The sequence below is a fragment of the Pontibacter sp. LHS1 genome (genome assembly GCF_058932855.1).
Map to the genome: position 1 here is coordinate 58,199 of NZ_JBZYWF010000001.1, position 22,502 is coordinate 80,700.

General features: G+C 51.0%; 16 protein-coding genes. 10 read left to right on the forward strand and 6 right to left on the reverse strand.

Annotation, left to right across the window (positions count from 1 at the left end):
* The first annotated feature begins 53 nt into the window (after positions 1-53).
* A complete protein-coding gene (locus AC5FXQ_RS00245; protein ID WP_493600505.1) occupies positions 54-1,721 on the forward strand; it encodes an alpha-amylase family protein in 1,668 nt (555 codons plus the stop codon).
* A gap of 90 nt (positions 1,722-1,811) precedes the next feature.
* On the opposite strand, the gene AC5FXQ_RS00250 is transcribed toward AC5FXQ_RS00245, so the two are convergent.
* Positions 1,812-2,954 carry a DEAD/DEAH box helicase gene (locus tag AC5FXQ_RS00250; protein ID WP_493600506.1) on the reverse strand — a complete coding sequence of 381 codons (1,143 nt, stop codon included), beginning with the start codon at positions 2,952-2,954 and terminating at the stop codon, positions 1,812-1,814.
* Positions 2,955-3,010: 56 nt separating this feature from the next.
* Positions 3,011-3,757, reverse strand: a complete 747-nt coding sequence (locus AC5FXQ_RS00255; RefSeq protein ID WP_493600507.1) for a DUF8692 domain-containing protein — start codon at positions 3,755-3,757, stop codon at positions 3,011-3,013.
* A gap of 307 nt (positions 3,758-4,064) precedes the next feature.
* Between AC5FXQ_RS00255 and bioB the strand changes: the two genes are divergently transcribed.
* The 9 genes from bioB (at position 4,065) to lysA (ending at position 17,646) form a co-directional block, all read left to right on the forward strand.
* Entirely contained in the window at positions 4,065-5,063 is a 999-nt protein-coding gene (bioB, locus tag AC5FXQ_RS00260) for a biotin synthase BioB (RefSeq protein WP_493600508.1), read from the forward strand.
* Positions 5,064-5,142: 79 nt separating this feature from the next.
* Positions 5,143-6,294: an aminotransferase class I/II-fold pyridoxal phosphate-dependent enzyme gene (locus AC5FXQ_RS00265; RefSeq protein ID WP_493600509.1), complete on the forward strand. Its 1,152-nt coding sequence runs from the start codon at positions 5,143-5,145 to the stop codon at positions 6,292-6,294.
* Positions 6,291-6,905 carry a dethiobiotin synthase gene (gene bioD, locus AC5FXQ_RS00270; protein ID WP_493600510.1) on the forward strand — a complete coding sequence of 205 codons (615 nt, stop codon included), beginning with the start codon at positions 6,291-6,293 and terminating at the stop codon, positions 6,903-6,905. Before AC5FXQ_RS00265 ends, bioD begins: the two co-directional genes overlap by 4 nt.
* A gap of 182 nt (positions 6,906-7,087) precedes the next feature.
* Positions 7,088-7,657, forward strand: a complete 570-nt coding sequence (locus AC5FXQ_RS00275) for a HEAT-like fold family protein (protein WP_493600511.1) — start codon at positions 7,088-7,090, stop codon at positions 7,655-7,657.
* 50 nt (positions 7,658-7,707) lie between these two features.
* Positions 7,708-9,036, forward strand: a complete 1,329-nt coding sequence (gene bioA, locus AC5FXQ_RS00280; protein ID WP_493600512.1) for an adenosylmethionine--8-amino-7-oxononanoate transaminase — start codon at positions 7,708-7,710, stop codon at positions 9,034-9,036.
* A 29-nt stretch (positions 9,037-9,065) separates the two neighbouring features.
* The gene (locus tag AC5FXQ_RS00285; protein ID WP_493600513.1) at positions 9,066-10,268 is read left to right on the forward strand and encodes a beta-ketoacyl synthase N-terminal-like domain-containing protein; all 1,203 of its coding nucleotides are present in this window, start codon (positions 9,066-9,068) and stop codon (positions 10,266-10,268) included.
* Between the two features lie 692 nt (positions 10,269-10,960).
* On the forward strand, positions 10,961-14,986 hold the full coding sequence (locus AC5FXQ_RS00290; RefSeq protein WP_493600514.1) for a T9SS type A sorting domain-containing protein: 4,026 nt from the start codon (positions 10,961-10,963) through the stop codon (positions 14,984-14,986).
* 190 nt (positions 14,987-15,176) lie between these two features.
* Positions 15,177-16,508, forward strand: coding sequence for an aspartate kinase (locus AC5FXQ_RS00295; protein WP_493600515.1), 1,332 nt, complete (start codon positions 15,177-15,179; stop codon positions 16,506-16,508).
* The gene (lysA, locus tag AC5FXQ_RS00300; protein ID WP_493600516.1) at positions 16,501-17,646 is read left to right on the forward strand and encodes a diaminopimelate decarboxylase; all 1,146 of its coding nucleotides are present in this window, start codon (positions 16,501-16,503) and stop codon (positions 17,644-17,646) included. The genes AC5FXQ_RS00295 and lysA overlap by 8 nt, the downstream gene beginning before the upstream one ends.
* A gap of 96 nt (positions 17,647-17,742) precedes the next feature.
* Here lysA and AC5FXQ_RS00305 read toward each other — a convergent pair whose 3' ends face one another.
* From AC5FXQ_RS00305 to AC5FXQ_RS00320, 4 genes are all read right to left on the reverse strand, one after another.
* Positions 17,743-18,294: a hypothetical protein gene (locus tag AC5FXQ_RS00305; RefSeq protein ID WP_493600517.1), complete on the reverse strand. Its 552-nt coding sequence runs from the start codon at positions 18,292-18,294 to the stop codon at positions 17,743-17,745.
* A gap of 414 nt (positions 18,295-18,708) precedes the next feature.
* Positions 18,709-19,962, reverse strand: coding sequence for a homoserine dehydrogenase (locus AC5FXQ_RS00310; protein WP_493600518.1), 1,254 nt, complete (start codon positions 19,960-19,962; stop codon positions 18,709-18,711).
* Positions 19,943-21,001 (reverse strand): homoserine O-acetyltransferase MetX, encoded by a 1,059-nt coding sequence (gene metX / locus AC5FXQ_RS00315; protein WP_493600519.1) that lies wholly within the window; start codon positions 20,999-21,001, stop codon positions 19,943-19,945. The genes AC5FXQ_RS00310 and metX overlap by 20 nt, the downstream gene beginning before the upstream one ends.
* Entirely contained in the window at positions 21,001-22,335 is a 1,335-nt protein-coding gene (locus tag AC5FXQ_RS00320; protein WP_493600520.1) for an O-acetylhomoserine aminocarboxypropyltransferase/cysteine synthase family protein, read from the reverse strand. Before AC5FXQ_RS00320 ends, metX begins: the two co-directional genes overlap by 1 nt.
* Between the last annotated feature and the right edge of the window lie 167 nt (positions 22,336-22,502).

A 22,502-nucleotide genomic window follows, 5' to 3' on the forward strand; every position in this document is an offset into this window, starting at 1 on the left:
AAGCTTTCTCCCGTATAGACGAATCAAGTTTTACCAACCAAAACCGATTCACTATGCTTGAAGAGCTCTGGTACAAAAATGCTATCATCTACAGCCTCGATCTCGAAACGTTCATGGACCTGAACGGCGACGGCGTAGGCGACTTTGCAGGACTTGCCCGTCGCCTCGATTACCTCAACGCCATGGGCATCGACTGTGTTTGGCTGGCCCCATTCCAACCTTCCCCCAACAAGGACAATGGTTACGATGTGTACGATTACTACGGTGTCGATCAACGGCACGGCTCCAGCGGCGACTTTGTAGAGTTCATGCACCAGGCCAATAAGCGTGGCATCAAGGTCATCATCGACCTGGTGGTGAACCATACCTCTGACCAGCACCCCTGGTTTCAGGATGCCCGCAGCAGCGAAGACGCCGAGCACCGCGACTGGTATGTGTGGTCTAAAAAGAAGCCTTCTGACTGGGATGAGGGCATGGTGTTCCCGGGGGTGCAGGAATCTACCTGGACCTACGACAAGAAGGCGAAGTCCTGGTACTTCCACCGCTTCTACGAATTTCAGCCCGATCTTAACATGGACAACCCCAAGGTACGTGAAGAGATTCAGCGCATCATGGGCTTTTGGCTGCAATTAGGGGTATGTGGCTTCAGGGTTGATGCTGTGCCTTTTATGATCGAGTCGCCAGTACCGGGTTCAGATAACCATGAACTCAACTTTGATTACCTGCGCGACATGCGACGCTTTCTGCAGTGGCGGCGTGGTGATGCCATTCTACTGGGCGAAGCTAACGTACTACCCGAAGAAACTAAAAAATACTTCGGTGATAAAGGGGATGGCATTCAGATGATGTTCAACTTTTATGTGAACCAGCATCTGTTTTACGCCTTAGCAACCGGTGAAATAGAGCCTTTGGTGGAGGCCCTGGAAGAAACACGCACCCACATGGCTACGGTGCAGTGGGCCCACTTCCTGCGCAACCACGACGAACTGGACCTGGGTCGCCTAACCGATGAACAGCGTGAAAAGGTCTTTGCCCGCTTCGCCCCGGATAAAGACATGCAGCTTTACGATCGGGGCATCCGCCGTCGCCTTTCTACTATGCTGGGCAACCGCCAGCAAAGTGAGTTAGCTTATAGCCTGATGTTTTCTTTGCCAGGCACTCCAGTTATCCGCTATGGCGATGAAATAGGTATGGGGGATGACCTGAGCCTCAATGAACGGGACGCCGTGCGCACACCAATGCAATGGACCGATGACCACCAGGCGGGTTTCTCTACAGCCAATAAACTGGTGCATCCTGTCATCGACAAAGGCCCTTACTCTTATCACCATGTGAATGTAGAGAACCAGCGCCGCGAGCCCGATTCACTCCTCAACTGGATGACTGCCCTGATTCGCCTGCGGCAGGAGTGTACCGAGATTGGCTTTGGCGATTGGCAAATTCTGAAAACGAATAAACCGAAGGTACTCTGCATGCATTACAGCTGGCAAGGCAGCTCTCTGATCATCCTGCACAACTTCGATGAAAAAGCGCACGAGGTAATTTTAGACTTAAAGCAAAAGCAAAACGGTCAAAAAGAAAAAGAGCGAAAGTTGGTCGACCTGATGGTTAACTACGAAAGCGAAGCTGACGAGAAGGGCAAACACTACATTACGCTCGATGCCTACGGCTATCGCTGGTTCCGGACCGGCGACCTGAGTCATTTGCTCAAGAAGAGCTAGTACGCTTAATAAATAACGCGAGCGGCCTCGCCCCGAATTACATTCCGAGCGAGGCCGCTCGCGTTATACAGATGGGCAGTAGATTATACCTTACTGCCCCTGCAGATCGATTTCGTCGGTTGGAAGCACCTCTACTTTTACTCCCATTTTCTTCTGGATGATCTTGAAGTGATGTGCATCTTCTGGTGTTATCAGCGAAATGGCTTCGCCGGAGGCTTCGGCGCGGCCGGTGCGGCCGATGCGGTGCACATAGTCTTTTGGGGAGCGCGGCAATTCGTAATTGATCACATAGGGCAGGAACTTGATGTCTATACCTCGTGAGGCCAGGTCGGTGGCGACCAGCACACGAAGCTTGCCAGCCTTGAACTGACGAAGCGCCTCTGTTCTGCCGCCCTGGCTTCTGTCACCGTGAAAAGCAGCGGCTTCTACTCCATGCTTTTTGAGTTTACCTACCACATTATCAGCCGTGCGGATGGACGAAGCAAACACCAGCACCTGCTGCATGTCGTGCTGCCGGATCAGGTAACGCAGCAGCGGCCCTTTCTTCTCAGGATCTACCTGGTAGGCTACCTGCCTGATCAGTTCCGGCACCGTGGCCTCCTCCTGCACAGTTACCCGCACCGGGTTGGTCAGGAGTTTGCTGATCAGGTCCTCCACATCCTGGCTCAGTGTGGCCGAGAACAAGAGGTTCTGCCTTCTTGCCGGTAACATGGCGAGTAGTTTGTTTACCTCCTCCTGAAAACCCAGATTCAGCATCTTGTCAGCCTCGTCCAGCACCAGCGTTTCCACCTCCGATAGGTGCACGGCTTTATGTTCGATCAGGTCGAGCAGTCGGCCGGGTGTTGCAACAAGCACATCCGTGCCGCTCAGTTTCATCATCTGGGGGTTGATGGAAATTCCGCCATATACGGCCTGTGTCTTCACCGGTCTTTCCAACCCTTTACCGAAAGCTCTGAACACCTCTTCGATCTGCACCGCCAGTTCGCGTGTCGGCACCAGCACCAGTGCGCGCACATAGCGGTTGCGGCCGGCCTGCTTCTGCTGGTATAGCTCCAGAATTGGCAGCGCGAAACTAGCCGTCTTGCCGGATCCCGTCTGGGCTATACCCAGCAGGTCCTTCCCTCTCAGGATGGCAGGTATAGCCTGCGTCTGTATAGGGTAGGGAGCGGTATAGCCTTGTTCTTGAATGGAACGCAGCAGTGGTGCCGAAAGGCCTAGTGAGGAGAATGACATAGATTCAGGTATAGAGTGCCGGGCAACTTGCCCGCGCGCCGGCAAAGGTACACATATTATACGTCTCTGTCTTTAGGAGCAATAATGACCTGGGTGTCATATCTTGTCAGGTAGTCGAGCAGCGCATAGATAAACAGCGCTACCCCTGACATTTCCATCAGCTCTTCCAGGCAGTAGAGGATGCGGTTGTACAGGTGGTCAAGCCCGTAGCGCTTGTACAGGTAGCCTTCAAAAAACTCCAGCCCGAGCGCGCCGCCCACAAACAGCGCCCCCGACAGCAGGATCAGATTACGGGTATAAGCGGGCAGACGAAGCACAAAGCCGATAAAATAAGCCACCACCGCCAACGTGAGCACGCCATAGGGCACCACCCAAGCCCAATGCAGCATACCCGACAGGTCGATTGCCAGACGCGGACGCACAAAATCCGCCACCCGCTCGTGTATCTGCGTGTTCTCATCGATGGCCATAAACAGGAAGATACACCCCAATATAAACCAGTGACGGGTATTGGTTTCCTGTACGGAGTGCTTATGTTGGCGGTGAACAAGAAAGAGGAGTCCACTAGCCGCTAACAACATCACCGAAGAGAAAAAAGCGGGTATGTTACTCTCGCCGTTGAAAGTAAAATAATACATCAATATCCGTGTCAACCTTGATTCGTAGTGCAAAACACTGTCCAGTACAATCCCGGCTATATCAGCCAGCAGCAGCACGAAAATTATTATAGCAAGCTTCCTAAGCACGTTATCAGGTGAAAGCAATAAGGGGGTGGTGGTAGGGGAAGTAGAGGTCAAATGCATATTTCAACAATAGGGAAGAGATCGGTACAATTTACAGATTCAGGTATACCCCAAAACCTCTTCTTCTGTTGCCCTGTACAAAGCCTGAGGCCACCCTAAAACAAGCCGAGCCTCAACTTCATTTCCACAGACTATGGGAGCCGCAATCCTACCAAAAGCTGCTTCCCAACAAATTAACAAACCATTTTTTCCACAGAAATAGTACACATGCTTAAATAGTTAACAAGTTATCCACTGAACATACCCCCAACCTTGATTTTTTATTCCTAAATCTTCAAATTATCTTCGTAATCCAAACCTGATAAACATGACGCAAGACGGACTAAACGCAGCCATACGTAACGACTGGACACTGGAGGAGATCAAAGCGATCTACTATAAACCGGTGTTGGAACTGATTGTAGAAGCAGCCAATGTACATAAGCAGTACCAGGCTACTGGTGAGGTACAGGTATGTACCTTATTGTCAGTAAAAACCGGTGGTTGTCCCGAAGACTGTTCTTACTGTCCGCAGGCTGCCCGTTTCCATACGGGTGTGGATGTGCACAAGCTGTTGAGCCAGGAGCAGGTGCTCACGGCTGCCCAGCGTGCCAAAGACGGCGGTTCTACCCGTTTCTGCATGGGTGCCGCCTGGCGCGAGGTGCGCGACAACCGCGACTTCGACAAGGTGCTTGACATGGTGAAGGGTGTGAACCAGATGGGTCTGGAAGTTTGCTGTACTTTGGGTATGGTGAATGAGTACCAGGCCGAGAAGCTGAAAGAAGCTGGTCTTTATGCCTATAACCACAACCTCGACACATCAGAAGAGAACTACTCAAACATCATCACGACCCGTACCTACGGCGACCGCCTAGACACGATCGAGAACGTGCGCAAAGCAGGTATATCCGTTTGCTCTGGTGGCATCATCGGCTTGGGCGAAACAGACGAAGACCGCATTGGCATGCTTCATACCTTGTCTACCCTGGTGCAGCACCCAGAGTCAGTTCCGGTGAATGCGCTGGTACCGGTAAAGGGAACGCCGCTTGAAAACCAGCCGCTTGTTACGGTTTGGGAAATGGTGCGCATGATCGCGACGGCGCGTATCCTAATGCCGAAAACCATGGTACGCCTTTCAGCTGGCCGTGAGCGCATGAGTGTAACTGATCAGGCCCTTTGCTTCCTGGCCGGTGCCAACTCTATCTTCACAGGCGAGAAGCTTTTGACGACTCCTAACCCGGATTTTGACGCGGATAAAGCGATGTTCGACCTGTTAGGCCTGACGCCACGCAAGTCGTTTAAAGAAGAGCCGCAGCACGTTTGCTAATCATTGATTGGCAAAAGATTATTCAACATAAGACAAAAGACTTTTCTTATTTTAAGGAACACATATAATTGGTTGTCCTTTGTCAAAAATTCCTTTGTCTACTAGTCCATTAACAAATAAACTACAGCAGAAGCTGGAGGAACGGGAGGCGCAGGATACTTTGCGCACGCTCAAAACCACCGCAGGACTTATTGACTTCTGCTCCAACGATTACCTCGGCCTTGCTCGCAGTGAGAAATTGCGGGCACTTATCCACAAGGAAGAGGAGCACTATAGACATTTACCATTGGGGGCAACGGGCTCCCGACTGCTATCCGGCAACCACGGCCTTTTCGAAGAGCTGGAAGGTATCATTGCGTCCTACCACAAGGGGGAAGCGGCGTTACTTTTCAACTCCGGTTATACAGCTAACGTGGGGCTGCTGTCAGCCTTGCCGCAGCGTGGCGACACCGTGTTTTATGACGAAGCCTGTCATGCTTCCATGAAAGACGGTATGCGCCTGAGCTTTGCTAAAACGTACTCCTTCCGGCATAACAGCGTGGATGATCTGCGGCAAAAGCTGAAGCACGCCACGGGGCAGGTATACGTGGTAGTGGAGTCAGTTTACTCCATGGATGGCGACCAGGCTCCCCTGCGGGAACTGGCCCAGGTATGCCAGGAGCAGGAAGCCGCTTTAATTGTGGACGAAGCCCATGCGGTGGGCTTGTATGGCGAGAAAGGCGAAGGCCTGACCGTGGCCCTTGGGCTACAGAATCAGGTATTTGCACAGGTCATCACCTATGGCAAAGCCATGGGCAGCCACGGAGCTGCTGTGGTGGGTCCAAAGGTGCTGCGTGACTTTTTGATTAATTATAGTAGAGCATTTATTTATACCACAGGTCTGCCGACGCATGCGCTGGTGGTCCTGAAGTGTGCTTATACCCTGTTGCCCGAACTCTCGCAAGAGCGCAAGCGCGTGCAGCAATTAGCGAACCGACTGTACCAGAAACTGAACAAACTTAGCGGCATACGCTGCACCCCGGAAGACAGTGTGATCCTGTCTGTTTTCCCGCAACAGCCACAGCAACTTAAGGCGCTGGCGGCTGCCCTGCAACAAGCTGGATTTGATGTACGCCCCGTGCTGCCTCCTACTGTGCCCGCCGGTACAGAGCGGCTCCGCGTGATCGTGCATGCCTATAATAGTGAAGAAGAAATTGACGGCCTCGTGCAGGCCATAGCGAAAGGTACATGAAAAGATATTTTGTAACAGGCATCGGAACGGACGTTGGCAAAACAGTTGCCGCAGCCATACTTACCGAAGCCCTGCAGGCCGACTACTGGAAACCCGTGCAGGCGGGCGGCCTTGACTTTACCGACACAGACATGGTTAAGAGTCTGGTTTCAAACGAAAAGTCTGTATTTCACCCGGAAGCATACCGTCTGAAGATGGCCGCCTCTCCGCACAAAGCAGCAGCGGCTGAAGGCATCGAGATCGATGTGCACGGACTGAAGCTGCCGGAGACGGAGAACAACCTGATCGTAGAGGGAGCCGGCGGCCTGATGGTGCCCCTGAACAAGCGCTACCTCGTGTTGGACCTGGTGCAGCAATTGGGACTGGAGGTTATTCTTGTTTCCAGAAATTACTTGGGCTCGATCAACCATACCCTGCTCACAGCGGAGGTACTGCGTTACCGCAAGGTTCCGGTGGCAGGCATTATCTTCAATGGTGAGGAGAACCAGACTTCTGAGGACTTCATCATTAAGTATACCGGTTTGCGCCGGCTACCATCTATCCGTCAGGAAGCCGATTTCTGCCAGGAGGCTGTTGCTGAGTACGCTAGGAATTTTACGCCATACCTGTAAGCCTGTATAACAAAGGATAAACAACCTGAAAGCCTATTGATTAAACTCTACTAAACGACATCCTCTTTCCAGGTTTTAACCAGAAACAGCACCAGTTCATGCGTCGTCATTATGTCTGCAGGCAAGGGTTTCTTTTTAATCTGGGAGGGCTTCATCGGAAGCATTAATTTCAGATAGGGCACATGAACGCAGAAGAACTGTTGCAGGTTTTAATTCACCCGCTTGGCAAAGTACAGGTACAGGAAACAGCAGCGCGGGTCAACTCAGGCAAACTGTCAGTTCAGGATCTTTTGTCCCTGTGTTTTCTGAAGCAAAACCCGGCCGTTGCCTTTCGGGCGGCTTGGGTGCTGGAGCATGTGGCGTATGTCTTCCCAAAGCAATTCGTGCCCCACCTCCCGGAATTTATCTGGCAGCTACCCGAGCAGCACAACCTGAGCTGCCAGCGGCACTTCACCAAAATACTGATGTGCTGCACCAACCCGGAGGCCAAGCCCATTTACAAGGTGGCGTGGCGTGCTATACCTGACCACGAGGTGGTGGTGGAAACGGTGTTTGAGTGGTTGATCAAACCAGTTACACCCGTTGCGGTAAGAGTCAATTGCCTGGACATACTGGTATACCTACAGGCCGAGTTTCCCTGGGTGAAAGACGAACTGAAGGCCCAAATCGAGTTCCTGATGAAAGATGGTTCGCCTGCCATTCTCAGCAGGGGCAAAAAGCTGCTTAAGCGCTTTTTCCAGAGCAATCCATAGGCAAATCCCCCAGCCTTTCATACTTTCGCACCATAGCTTTTCCCTTTATTATGTCAGCTTCCGATAACCTAGCCAACCGCGACCAGCAAGTGATCTGGCATCCGTACACCCAGATGAAAACCGCTGCCCTCCCTATACCGATCGTCCGGGGCGAGGGAGCGCTGTTGTATGCCGAGGATGGAAAGACTTACATCGATGCCGTAGCTTCGTGGTGGGTGAACCTGCACGGGCATGCGCATCCTTACATCGCGCAAAAGGTAGCCGAACAGTTGCAGACGCTGGAGCACGTGATCTTCGCCGGCTTCACCCATCCTGCTGCTGTTACCTTTGCTGAGCGACTGCTTCAAATACTCCCCCAAGGTCAGAGACGCATTTTTTATTCTGACAATGGCTCGACGGCGGTGGAAGTCGCACTCAAAATGGCGATCCAGTACTGGCAGAACAAGGGTATACCGAAGCGTAAAATCATCGCTTTCCGCAACAGCTATCACGGCGATACCTTCGGGGCAATGGCGGTGAGTGCACGTAGCGCCTTCACGGCACCCTTCTGGTCATATTTGTTTGAGGTCTGCTTTATTGATGTGCCTATACCTGGACAGGAGGAAGAAACGATAAAGCAGCTGGAAGCCTATACCCATGCCGGAGACATAGCTGCTTTTATCTATGAGCCGCTGGTGCTCGGTACGGCAGGTATGATTATGTATACCCCGGAAGTTCTGGACCAGCTTTTAAATATCTGTCAGCAGCACGGGATCCTGACCATTGCCGATGAAGTGATGACAGGCTTCGGCCGCACCGGCCGCACCTTCGCCAGCGATTACCTGCAGCAGCAGCCCGATATGGTTACCCTCTCCAAAGGATTAACTGGCGGAACCATGGCTTTAGGCGCCACTTCCTGCAACGAAAAAATCTATGAAGCTTTCCTGAGCGACGACAAGCGCAAGACCCTGTTTCACGGGCACAGCTATACCGGCAACCCGGTAGCCTGCGCCGCAGGTCTGGCCAGCATGGACTTGCTCCTGCAGGAAGAAACCCAGCAGCAGATCGCCCGCATTAGTCAGCGCCACGCAGCTTTTGCAGAACTGTTCAGGTCCTTGCCAAAGGTAGCGGAGGTGAGGCAGCAGGGCACTATCCTGGCTGTTGAATTTGAGGCGGACGGCACTTCCTACTTCAACAAACTCGGCGACACACTTTATAGCTTTGCCCTGGAGCAAGGCGTTATCCTGCGTCCGCTCGGCAACATCATTTATGTCATACCGCCCTACTGCATTACTGACAAGCAGCTAGACCAGGTATACCAGGCGATACAAGGTATGCAGGAGCTCATCACTGGGAATCGTTATTTTGAGCCGCCTACCAAAACCACGCTGCACGATTAAGCTTAAATTCTTCTACCTTTGCGGCTGATTTGGAATCTGCAAAAGAACATATCGTTATCAGGGGCTGTGGCGCTGTTTCATCGTTGGGTTCCGACAGTGAATCGATCTCACAAGGCTACCTCTCAGGCAAACCTGCAATTACCACAATGCAGCACCAGGGACAGCCCACCCCTGTGGCATCCCTCCCCGACACGGCAGAGGCAGCATTGCAGGCACTTGTCGCTACAAACCCAGCCTACCGCCAACTAGACCGCTCTGTGCATCTGGCAATTTTTGCTGCAACACAGGCCGCCACACAGGCTGGCTGGCTTAACGGGGATGCCACTCATCAGGAAGAAGATCTGGCAGTGAACATTGGCTCTTCCAGAGGAGCAACCGGCTTGTTTGAGCACCACTACGACGCTTTTCAGCAAGGACAACTTTCCTCCTCATCCTCTCCTACCACCACCCTGGGTAATCTCTCAAGCTGGGTAGGGCATGCCGTGAATGCCGGTGGCGCGCAAATCAGTCACTCCATCACCTGTAGCACAGCGCTTATGGCCGTTGCCAACGGAGTTGCCTGGCTACGAGCAGGTATGGCCAGTCGCTTTCTGGCAGGCGGCACCGAGGCGCCTCTTACTGATTTCACGATCGCTCAGATGAAGGCTGTAGGAATTTACTCCAGGCTCTTTACACATCCGTTTCCCTGCCAGCCTTTCGGCACATCCGCTCAAAATACCTTTGTGCTGGGTGAAGGAGCCGCCGTACTGGCACTGGAAAAAGCACCGGCAACTCAACTTAATAAGGGTGATGTGATAATCGAGGCTATTGGATTTGGTTTTGAGAAGATCCGTAGCAAAACAGGGATTTCAGCCGAGGGAGTAAATTTTCAACAAGCAATGCGGCATGCCCTGCTTCAACTCCTTCAGGAAAACCGAACAGTGGATGCAATCATTACCCATTCTCCCGGAACAAAGTCAGGAGACAGTGCCGAACTGGCCGCTATAAAGGCACTGTTTGGAGAGAGCATGCCCTGCCTGACCACCAACAAGCATCTGATTGGCCATACCTTAGGAGCCTCCGGAGCTTTAAGTCTCCAGTACGCGCTGCATCTGTTACAGTCTCAACAGGTCATATACCCTGACTATCCTACCTTACTCACAACCCCACCTGTTGCCCGCCTGCGCCGCATCATGGTCAATGCAGCTGGCTTCGGTGGAAACGCTGCCTGTTTAGTGCTTTCAGTGGTCTAGAAAATCAAGGTTTTTTTAAATTCTTGTTCCTACTTCTATTGCCTATATTTACTCGCCCTATATAGTGCAATTATTGTACATTTCCGCTCTGCAAGCTTTTACACTGCTTCAATAAAATTGCACTGTTTTTTCCTCAAATTCAATCTCCTTCTCTTACAGTGTTAGTACTCCCCATTCCCCTTTCAGCAAAAACGTCCATAACACAGGAAGCTACTGATTGTCTGTATATAACTAGATAAAATTATAGGTATATACCAGCTTTATAATACAATTCACATCAGCACACCTTTCATATTTTAGTCCAATTGCACACTAAAGTTTTGTAGCACAGGAACGTATAACCCAATACAATCTAATAGTGATCATAAGGTATCGACTGCCCAATTTGATCTATTAACAATTGTATTAATTACACTTTAACAGAGTACTTGCTATAACAAACTTTTACCTAAACTATGAAAAAATATATACAAGTCTCGTCACTGCGGAGTAGCTTATTGGCTCTAATCTTATTCGTGGTAACGATCGGAAGCGCTCTCGCACAAACACCTGGTCTGATTATTCGGGAAGCTATAAACAGTGGACAAGATATATTGGACCCAAACAATGACGGTTATATCTCCACAACTCCAGAAGGATTTGCAGGAACTTCAGATATTGGACCTGCGGTAAGTGAGATTCCTTACCGACCGATGCCCACACTTACAACTGAACCGGTCGGTGATATCAGAAGAGGGGCAGCGGGTGGACATACTGATTTTGTTTCACCTGCACCATTACAAGTCTTTTATAATGGACAGCATTTAATGTTCCGGATGCGGGTAGGTGGCACTTCCACCTCTCAGCGAGGGTATAGTGTTCTCATTGACAGCGACAACACTTTTGCCGGAACCGGGACCAACCCTGGTTTTGAGTATGAGGTAGTTTTCTCTTCAGGTTTCGATGTGAGCCTTATCCGGCATAATGGGAATTCGAGGCAAACCTTGCTAAGCGGCATATACAGTCAATTTTCTCAACGTGCCGTCGCAGCCAGTACAGCTGGAGGCAATGCCGACTATTTTGTAGACTTTTACGTGCCGTTATCTGCATTTGACGGACAGGTCACAGCAGCCACCCCGATGCGCATGGCAGGCAGCACACTAAACCTGGGCCAGCAAAGTGCACTACAGGATCTGAGTGTAGTGGCCGATGTAGCTGGTGTCAATTTCCAAAGTTATAATTTCGACGCACTAGCAGCTTATCGCGATATCATTGGGACATTCCCTCCTACTTCCCTCAACGACCTGGTGGCGGACGAAGTAGGTGAAATCAGAACATTCGCACCTGTTATAAACTCTCCTATTACGACTGCAGCTACAACGATAACAGGAACTTCCCGTGAGCCAGCCGGCACAACTATTACAATACTGCGTAACGGCACAGCACTGGGTACTACCACCGTCACAGATGCGGGCACCTGGTCCTTCACGGTGGCTGCAGGCACAGCACTCGCAGCAGGCAACCAGATTACAGCTACTGCTACTGCAGCAGGTAGACCTGTCTCAGAGACTTCAAATACTGTCGTGGTGACTGGTGTGGTTTGTACTACGCCTCCGCCAACAATAGGCCAACCAAACCAACCAAGAAGAGGCAGAGATTTGGTGGGAACCGGACAAGCCGGTGCGTTAATCAGAGTATATCGCGACGGAGTACAAATTCTAAACAGCACAAACAATCCCACTACGGTAGGCCCAAATGGTAGTTGGACATTTATAGTTTGCGACAACACAGGCAATTGTATACCTGATGGTACCTACACAGCGACCCAACAGGTTGGCAGTGGCTGCATATCCAACTTATCAAGTCCAATTTATGTGAGAAACGGTCAAATTGCACAGCCATCAGGACAGGCTCCTGCAATCACAACTACTCCAATCTGTGCTACCACCACCACTATAACCGGTACTGCGGCGCCGAATGCATTTGTTACGCTTTTCCTGAATGATCAGCCGCTTTATTTGACAACAACAACCTCGCGAGCTTACACTGTCACTGCAGGAACAAATGGCAATTGGACATTTACTGGTGATTTAGGCTATTCAGAAGGGGACAGGTTGTATGCAAGAGCATCAACTGGATCAGTATACAATGGTCAGTCTGCAGCAGTAGCAGTGACTACATGCCAGTCAGCTCCACCTGTGATAACAGGTGACTATTGTGGCACTACTACAACTGTATCAGGATCTTCCACAGAGCCTGCAGGTACCAGCATTCAAGTTTATGTGGGAGATGAGGCAGTTGGAGATCCGGGAACTGTGAATGAAAATGGCTTCTGGAGGGTAACAGGCCTCGAAATTCCGGCAGGTACTGCGTTTACGGCCACGGCCACTGCACCTGGTAGCTCTGAGAGCGAGCCATCGGAACCGGTAACAGCCACAGCACAGACTTCTAATGAAGCACTCACTATCAACGGACCTATTCTGGAAGGAGCCAACACGATAACAGGCACAGGTACTGGTGGCGCTGAACTGACGCTATACATTGGAGGCACACCTTTTACCCCAATAGTTATCCCTCCTGATGGCAACTGGAGCCTGACTGGATTCTCTTCTTCGGAGTTATTCCCTGGTGCAGAGGTAACCGTAACCGAAACCGCCACAGGACTATGTGAAAGCGAGCCTATCGAAAGTCTTTTTGTAGAATGTAACCCACTCACAACGACCTTCACTGTCACCTCAGACACAGAAGATGTACTGTGTGGAGGCAGTGGTACAGTTACCGTTAACCTTGCCGGCTCGGAGACAGGTGTAGCCTATACTATTATCCTGCCTGATGGCACAACCAGTGGTAGTTCTGTAATGGGAACTGGCGGACCGATTACGATAACTTCAGGCCCGATCCCGAACGAAGCTACTACTCAACAGGCTGTAGAGCTTTCTATAAGAGCCAGAAGAGTGACAGGCAGCCTTGGGGATGAACTGCCGGAAAGCTGCTCAGCCATCCTGAACGAAACAATTACCAGAACTATCCTGCCGCAACCGCCGACTGATTATACAATTATTCCACTAAGCAATAACATATGCGCCGGTTCGAACGTGCAGGTACAGCTATCAAGCTCAGCAACAGGCTTTACATACCAATTCCTGAACGAAGCAACCGGTGATTTGGTGGGTTCAGAAGTTGAAGGCACCGGAGGATCTATTACGCTTACCATTAACAACATCACTGCAAACGCTAACTATGCCGTTTATATCAGAAACTTGTCAAATGATTGTGAGTTTGTAGATGCAGCTCGTTATAATGCCACGATCTCAGGCCCGGCTATTGACAGACCGTTCTTCACGCCAACTACTGCCGTTTGCGTAGGCGGACCTGCCAATATCTTCCTGGCGACGCAGAACAATGCCTCTTACCTATATGATGTGTTCAGGGTAGGACCTGATGGAGTTGCAACTCAAATAGCTAATGATATACCCGGAAATGGACAAGTAGTAACTGTAAGTACCGGTACACTTACTCAAGCCGGCACTTACTCTTTCTATGCTGAAGTGATGGGTGGAAACTGCATGACTCCTGTAAGATTACTATCTGAGCCTAGCATAACAGTAGCCAACGAGCCGGGCGTTGCTGATGCCGGCGGTGACAGAACTGTATGCGGCAGCGAAACAATTCTTACCGCAGCTGTTTCACCAGACCCTGGCACCGGACTTTGGGAGTTTGTGGGAGATTCCAGAGGAGCTGTTATTACTAACCCAACCAGTCCTTCTACAACTGTGACTGGCTTAACCACTGGCGAATACACGATAACCTGGACGGTAACTACTGTCTGTGGGGGCACTACCTCAGAACCATCAGTAGATCAAATCACACTTACCGTCAACTGTCCATCTACTTATGTGATCGCTCCGCCTAAGTACCGCGACGAGTACATACCGGGTGACATTTTGGCTTCGGCCGTTGACCCTGATGGTGGTATACGAAACGCTGTATTAATAAATGGGACAATGCTTCCTCCTGGGGTGGAAATGAACTCTGAGAACGGAAATATTTTCGTAGGCGAAAATCCAGAAGCACTTGTAACCGGAATCTATACTTTCAGTGTGCGTCTGACAGATGCAGTAGGTAATGTTACAGATGTTAGCCTCACTCTCGAGATCCTTGAAGACTCCCCTGTCATCATCCCACTCCCAGTAGAGCTCGTTTACTTCACAGCCACTGTCCGCAACAACCAGGCGCACTTAGAATGGCTCACGGCTTCTGAACTCGACAACGACCGCTTTGAGATAGAGCGCAGCCTTGATGCGAGGAGCTTTGTGAAAGTCGGGACTGTGAAAGGTAAGGGCACCACCAGTCTGGAGACCAAGTACCAGTTCACCGACCTCACGCCGGTGCAGGGCACCGTGTACTATCGCCTCAAGCAGGTTGACACAGACGGACAGTTTGCCTACAGCAATACAATCGCTGTGTCGGCAGCCGGACTGGTGCGTGAGCTGGTAACGCAGGCTTATCCGAACCCATTCCGCGATGTGATAAAAGTAACGCTGACTGCGCCTGAGGAGCAAGCCGCTACCATGACGATTTACGACCTCAACGGTCGCCGTGTCATGACCAGCGATCTGAAACTTGATGCAGGTGTTAACAGCCTTGAGCTGAAACTCGACCAGTTACAATCCGGCGTCTACATCCTCAAAGTAGTAGGCGAAGGCATGGAGTCAACAAGCAGAATCATGAAAAATTAACTTTAAGACACCTCCTGCAGAAAGGGCAGCTTTAAAAGGCTGCCCTTTCTTTTTTACTTACATCAGGTATAACCCTACTGAAAATCTTTGCTTTTTACTAAATTTGCAGCCAGACTTTGCTCATCCTATACCTTGCAAAAGGCTATACCTGACCATCTTCTGACTATACCCTTTATTTGGAACTAATTAGATGAAAGTTTTAAAGTTCGGCGGCACCTCTGTGGGGTCGGCTGAAAGAATGAAAGCGGTGGCGGATCTCATCCATGATGGGACGCCTAAGATTGTGGTGCTCTCGGCGATGTCGGGTACTACCAACCAGCTGGTACAGATTGCTGAGAAGCTCTACCAGAATGCTAACCAGGAAGCAAATGCGCTCATAGATGCGCTGCACGATAAATATAAACAGGTAGTAGAAGAGCTCTACACCACTAATGAAAAGAAAAAACAGGCGCTTGAACTGATCGCCACTCACTTTGATCATATCCGCTCTTTCACGCTCGACCTCTTCACCATTTACGAAGAGCGTGCCGTGTTGGCGCAGGGTGAATTGCTGTCAACAGCTTTGTTCCAGTTCTTCCTCGAGGAGCAGGGTATACCTTCCGTACTGCTCCCGGCTCTTAACTTCATGAAGATCGACGAGAATGAGGAGCCAGACAATGCCTATATCAGCAAGAATCTGAAACTGGAGCTGGAGAAGCATCCGGACACGAACCTGTTCATCACACAGGGCTATATTTGCCGCAACGCTTTTGGTGAGGTAGATAACCTGAAGCGTGGCGGTTCAGACTACTCTGCTTCCCTGATCGGTGCGGCAGCCGATGCTTCCGAGATACAGATCTGGACTGACATTGATGGTATGCACAACAACGATCCACGTGTCGTGAAAAACACGTTCCCGATCGCAGAGCTGTCTTTTGACGAGGCGGCAGAGCTTGCCTATTTCGGAGCTAAGATCCTGCACCCGTCCAGCGTACTGCCGGCTAAACAGAAGAACATACCGGTACGACTTCTCAACACCATGCAGCCTCAGGCACACGGCACCACCATTTCGGCCCAGACCGGAAAGGGCGGCATCAAGGCGGTAGCGGCAAAAGACGGTATCACGGCAATCAAAATCAAGTCGGGCCGCATGCTTTTAGCCTATGGTTTCCTGCGTAGCGTGTTCGAGGTGTTCGAGCGGTATAAAACACCGATCGACATGATCACGACTTCCGAGGTGGCTGTTTCCCTGACCATCGACAACCCGAAATTCCTGGCTGAGATCACGCGTGAGCTTCAGGAGTACGGACAGGTAGAGGTTGACCAGGACCAGACCATCATTTGCATCGTTGGCGATTTTATTGCCGATCGCAGCGGCTCCGGCCTCAAGATTTTCGAAGCGCTTCGTGATATTCCGCTGCGCATGATCTCGTATGGCGGAAGCAAAAACAACATTAGCTTACTCATCAACACAACCGATAAAGAAAGATCTCTCATCCTGCTGAATGAGGGCATCTTTGAAAGGAACAACAGCAATGCTTAATTTATCTGTGCAGGAGTTGCAACAGCACGCCACTCCTTTTTATGTATACGACCTCAACCTGTTGCGCCAAACCCTGCAGCAGGCCAGCCAGGAGGCGGCTAAATATAACTTTCAGGTGCACTATGCGATGAAGGCTAACACTAACAGCCCGATCCTGAACGAGATGCGTGCAGTAGGCTTTGGAGCCGACTGCGTGAGCGGCAACGAGGTGAAATGTGCTATTGAAAATGGCTTTCCGGCGGACCACGTGGTGTTCGCAGGCGTGGGCAAGTCCGATGCAGAGATCAACTATGCACTGGACCAGAACATTTTCTGCTTCAACTGCGAGTCGAGCCATGAGCTGATCGTGCTGAATGAGTTGGCGGAAGCCAAAGGCAAAACGGCCCGTGTTGCACTGCGCATCAACCCGAATGTGAACGCCAACACACACAAGTATATCACCACAGGTCTGGAAGAAAACAAGTTCGGCATCAACGCCTGGGAGCTACCTGACGTACTGACGCTATTAAAATCACTGTCTAACCTGTCGCTGATCGGTCTGCACTTCCACATCGGCTCTCAGATCACCGATCTGTCGGCTTTCAAAAACCTATGCACCCGTGTAAACGAATTCCAGGACTGGTTCGAGTCGCAGCAGGTGCAGCTGGAGCACGTCAATGTGGGCGGTGGTCTTGGGGTGGATTACTATAGTCCGGACGAGCAGCCTATACCTGACTTTGAGGCTTACTTCTCGCTATTCAATCAGTTTCTGGAAGTGCGCCCAAACCAGCAGGTGCATTTTGAACTGGGACGCGCACTGGTCGCTCAGAGCGGTACGCTTATCTCCAAGGTACTTTACATCAAAAAGGGTGTCTCAACTAATTTCGCCATTCTGGATGCCGGTATGACCGAGCTTATACGTCCGGCACTTTACCAGTCGTACCACAAGATTGAGAATCTGAGTAGCAAAGGCACTGAGGACAAGTATGACGTCGTAGGCCCGATCTGCGAATCGTCTGATTGCTTTGGTAAGGCCGTGGTGCTGCCGGAAACCAATCGTGGTGACTTAATTGCGATCCGCACAGCGGGCGCCTATGGCGAGGTGATGGCTTCGGCTTACAACCTGCGCGACAAAGCAGCTGCCGTATACCTGGGCTAGTTTTTGCAACGCCTCTGATTAAAACGAAAGCCCCGGTTTCAGTAAAGGAACCGGGGCTTTCTCACTCTTAACCCAAAACCATCACAATCAAAAAATTTACATGTTGACCGAGACCACGAAGTCTGGTTCAGCATGTTTTATGAGTGGCTGCTTATGAAAGAAATTAGCCATCTCTAGCGCATTGCCCCGTGAATTTTTATCGGCTCGCAATACAAAAGTATCAGCATTCAGCTCAGTTACTAATTCCGTGCGGGTCACTGCAGCCAGGCGTTTGATTACCTGCTCTGCTGGCTGTCGGCCACTTTCCACGCTTACAATAAATTCATTCGATACACCCAATAACTTTCCTCCGGCGGACTCAAAATAAGGAGCCGCGTAGGCTACTGCCGGATCCTTTGAGACTTCGGAGATCGCTCCCTCTACCTGCTGGCAACTGAGTCCTGCCACTAATTTGGCAGGGTATAGGCGGGCCGAGTTTGTACGGATCGGCTGTCCCAGTTCTTCGATAAAAGCATGCTGCTCTGCTGCAGCTATAGCCTGTTCGTGGCTCAGCTCATGGCTAAATGACAGCAGTATCATACCGCTGTAGACTGTACCCAGCGGCTTTTCTGCATCATTATAATAATAGGTATGTGCGATACAGGGCATACCACCGCCAGCTTGTAGCGGATTTAGCAAACCGGGATCAAATCGAACGTTCCGAATAGGTGAAACATTGTCGTTTCTACAGGATGAAAATATAATTATCAGAAGTAGAGTGCTTATCCAGGGTATATAGGTTTTCATTGCTGTCGGGTATTATGTATCGTCCATAAATATTCATTGTACGATAGTAAAACCAGAAACAGATGAAAATGACAGCGTTATTTGCATAAATATTTTAAAAAGCTATTATAAAGGCTTTATCTCGATTTATCACAATACACTTATACAATTAATGTGCAATTCCAAATTGCTATTATTAAAATTATTTAATTGAATTTTTCTTATAATCTCATCCTGGAATAATTTTCACTTTCAGCGCAGATACACCCCTCCGATCTGAAGCCATACCTGCACACATTATGCGGGAATCGCCTCAGATCGAAGGAGTAGCTCTGGTATTTTATCAAGTGCGACACTTGCCGGGATAACCGCTACAAATACACCTTGCTGCTTGAGGGAGGCCTGGTGTAGCTCAAGCTGCTGCGGCGTCACCGAAAGTATAACTTGGTTTTTATCCGGAGACTGATAGTGCAGGGTCTGCTGAAGTAATTCTGTGAGCTCTGCAATGGGCCTCACCTGCCCCTGAAGCAGAACCGTCATCTGCTCGCTTCCGGAGGCAGTCGTCGTCTGGCTGGTGCAAAGCTTCGGATAGGTATAGCGGTATCCCCGTACTGCCGAAGTGATATCAGCCCACACAGCGGAACCAGTCGGGTGACTTCCAGCCCCACGCCCTTTCAGAAACTGCTTGCCCGCGAATTGAGCCTCTATTTCAAGACCATTGAATTCTGCTTCCACACCATATAGGCCGTCAGTTGCAGGTATAAGCGTAGGCAGCACCTGAAGCGCAACCTGCCCTGTAGCAGTAGCTTTTAAAGTACCGACCAGCTTGATGCGGCAACCTAAGGCGTCAGCCAGCTCTATGGCTTCAGTGTTTATGTGCTGTATACCAAAATGCAGCACCTCCTCCGGATGCACCAACAAACCAAAGGCATGCGCTGCCAGAATGCAGAGTTTATGCAGGGCATCTACTCCCTCTACGTCCAGGGAAGGATCCGCCTCAGCAAAACCTAAGGCCTGCGCCTGCTCCAAAGCTGATTGGTAGTTCCCCCGCTCAGCGTGCAGTTTACTTAATATATAGTTGGAGGAGCCATTCAGTATACCCCTTACTTCCACCAGCGACTCAGACCCATAGTAGGCTTCGAGTGTACGCAATACAGGTATACTGCCACACACAGAGGCTTCGTACAGCAGCACGCCCCCATGCCGCTGCTGAAGGCTGATCAGCTCTGGCAGGTTTTCGGAAATTACTTTTTTGTTGGCCGACACCACCGTTCTGCCCTGCTGCAGTGCTTGCCGGAGTATACCGAGTGCCTCCTCCGGATCACTGATCAGTTCGGCGATTACGTCTAGGCTCGGATCCTGCAGCACCTCCTGCACATTATAAGTAAAGGCGGAGGCTGGCAGCGTGCGAGGCTTTTCTTTGTCTTTCACGCAGATGCTCCCGATCTCCCAGCCCAGATGCCGGTTGGCTTCCACCACATCATATAAGCCCTGCCCTACGCAACCAAAGCCGATCAGCCCGATGCGTTTTTTAAACTTCTGTATTTTCATAGTGTATGTGCTTTACTCTTTCTGTTTCATAAAATTCCCGGATGGCCTGCGTGAGCTGTGCCGTTTCTACCAAAAAGCCGTCGTGCCCATAGCCGGAGTGGAGCAGCGCGAAATGTGAGCCCGGCACCAGCCGGTGCAGCTGTTGTTGCTCCTCTACCGGAAAGAGCAGATCAGTGTCTACCCCGACAAAGAGGGTCTTAGCCCGAAGCCGCTCCAGCGCCTTTTCAACACCTCCCCTGTCCCGACCAATGTTATGTGAATCCATGGCCTTGGAAAGCAGCCAGTAGGTATAGGCATTGAATCGCTGTGCCAGTTTCTCGCCCTGGTATACCTGATAGGAGGCTGCCCGGAAATCGTCGGTGATGCTGTTACCCGGCTCCTGCTGACTCGCTTCGTAGCAGGTATAGTGCCGGTAAGAAAGCATGGCGATAGCACGGGCCGTTTTAAGACCTGCTATACCTGCCTCGCTTGTGCTGGTCTGCCAGGTTGGGTCCTGCCGGATGGCCATGCGCTGGCTCTCGTTAAAGGCGATGCCCCAGGCAGAGTGCCGCGCATTGGAAGCCACCTGGATCAGGTTCTGGAAAACATGAGGTTGCTCTATAGCCCACTCCAGCGCCTGCTGTCCGCCCAGCGAGCCACCCAGCAGCGTATGCACCTGCGCTATACCTAAGTCCTGCCGCAATAGGTCAAAAGCCCGCACAATATCCCGGTTTGTCAGTTGCGGGAAGCTGTGGTAGTAGGGCTGCAGCGTTTCCGGATTAACTGCAAGTGGTCCCGTGGATCCATAGCAGCCACCCAGGGTGTTCGCACAAACCACAAACCAGTCCGCCGGATCGTATAGTTTTCCCTCGCCAAATAATTCGCCCCACCAGTCGGTGAAGTCCGAGCTGCCGGTGAGGGCGTGGCATACCCAGAGTACATTGCTTCGGTCTTGATTGAGTTGTCCATAGGTTGTATAGGCCAGTTGGAAGCCGGGGAGCAAGGCCCCCGACTCCAGCTGGAATTGTTTCTGAAAGTGAAATACTAATTGCTCAGGCATTATGCTTCATTCAAAACAGCTTGTTTTTCCTGCTGACCTACTTTGGCAAAGGCCTGTTCCAGATCAGCGATTATATCATCGATGTGCTCTATACCTGCAGAGAGGCGCAGTAGCGTTGGTGTCACACCCGCGCTCAACTGCTCCTGCTCCGAAAGCTGCTGGTGGGTGGTGGAGGCCGGGTGTATGATCAGGGATTTGGCGTCGCCCACATTGGCCAGGTGACTCACCAGTTGCAGACTGTTCACAAAGATCTCTGCCTGTTTCTTGTCACCTTTCAGGTTAAAAGAGAGCACACCACCAAATCCTCGCTTCAGGTATTTCTTTGCCAAGCCGAAGTACTTGCTGGACGGAAGTCCCGGGTAGTTCACGCTTTCTACCTGCTCGTGCTGCTCCAGCCACTCGGCCAGTGCCTGCGCATTCTGCACTGTGCGGTCCACCCGCAGCGAGAGTGTCTCCAAGCCCTGCAGCAGCAGGAAAGAGTTGAAGGGACTCAGTGCCGGGCCGAAGTCACGCAGGCCTTCTACCCGTGCTCTGATGGAGAAGGCGATGTTGCCAAAAGGTCCGTCGGTGCCGAAAACCTCCCAGAAGTTGAGTCCGTGGTAGCCCTCGGATGGCTCTGAAAACTGCGGAAACTTGCCATTGCCCCAGTTAAAATTACCACCATCCACAATCACACCGCCAATGCTGGTACCGTGGCCGCCGATCCATTTGGTGGCCGACTCCACTACCACATTGGCACCATGCTCGATTGGCCTGATCAGGTAACCGCCTGCCCCGAAGGTATTGTCCACCACCAGCGGAATATCATGTGCCTTAGCTACTGCAGCAATCGCATCAAAGTCAGGTATGTTGAAGCGCGGGTTGCCGATCGTCTCCACATAGATCGCTTTCGTGTTTTCGTCGATCAGCTGGGCATAGCTTTCCGGCTCGTCGCTGTCGGCGAAGCGTACTTCTATACCTAGCCTTTTAAAAGAGACTTTGAACTGGTTGTAAGTGCCGCCGTAGAGGTAGCTGGAGGACACGAAATTGTCGCCTGCCTGCAGGATATTGTTGAGCGCGATGAACTGCGCCGCCTGCCCGGAGGCTACCGCCACGGCCGCCACACCACCTTCCAAAGCGGCGATGCGCTTCTCAAAGACATCGGTGGTTGGGTTCATGATGCGGGTATAGATATTGCCAAACTCCTTCAGCGCAAACAGGTTGGCACCGTGCTCAGCATCTTTGAAAACATAAGAGGAAGTCTGGTAAATAGGCACGGCGCGGGAACGGGTGGTTGGATCGATTTCCTGGCCTGCGTGTAACTGAAGTGTCTCGAAATGAAGTGAATTAGACATAGTCGTGCTGTTTTAGATTTTGAAAAATATAGAATAGATTAGCTTGTTCTAAGACAAGAAGAAAGAGTTGGCTACAGGAGTCTGCTCACAGGCTATACCTGTGGCTCGACGTAGTTGCAGCAATACAATGGGAGATTGGTCGCGCTAGCAACAGCAGCGACAACACA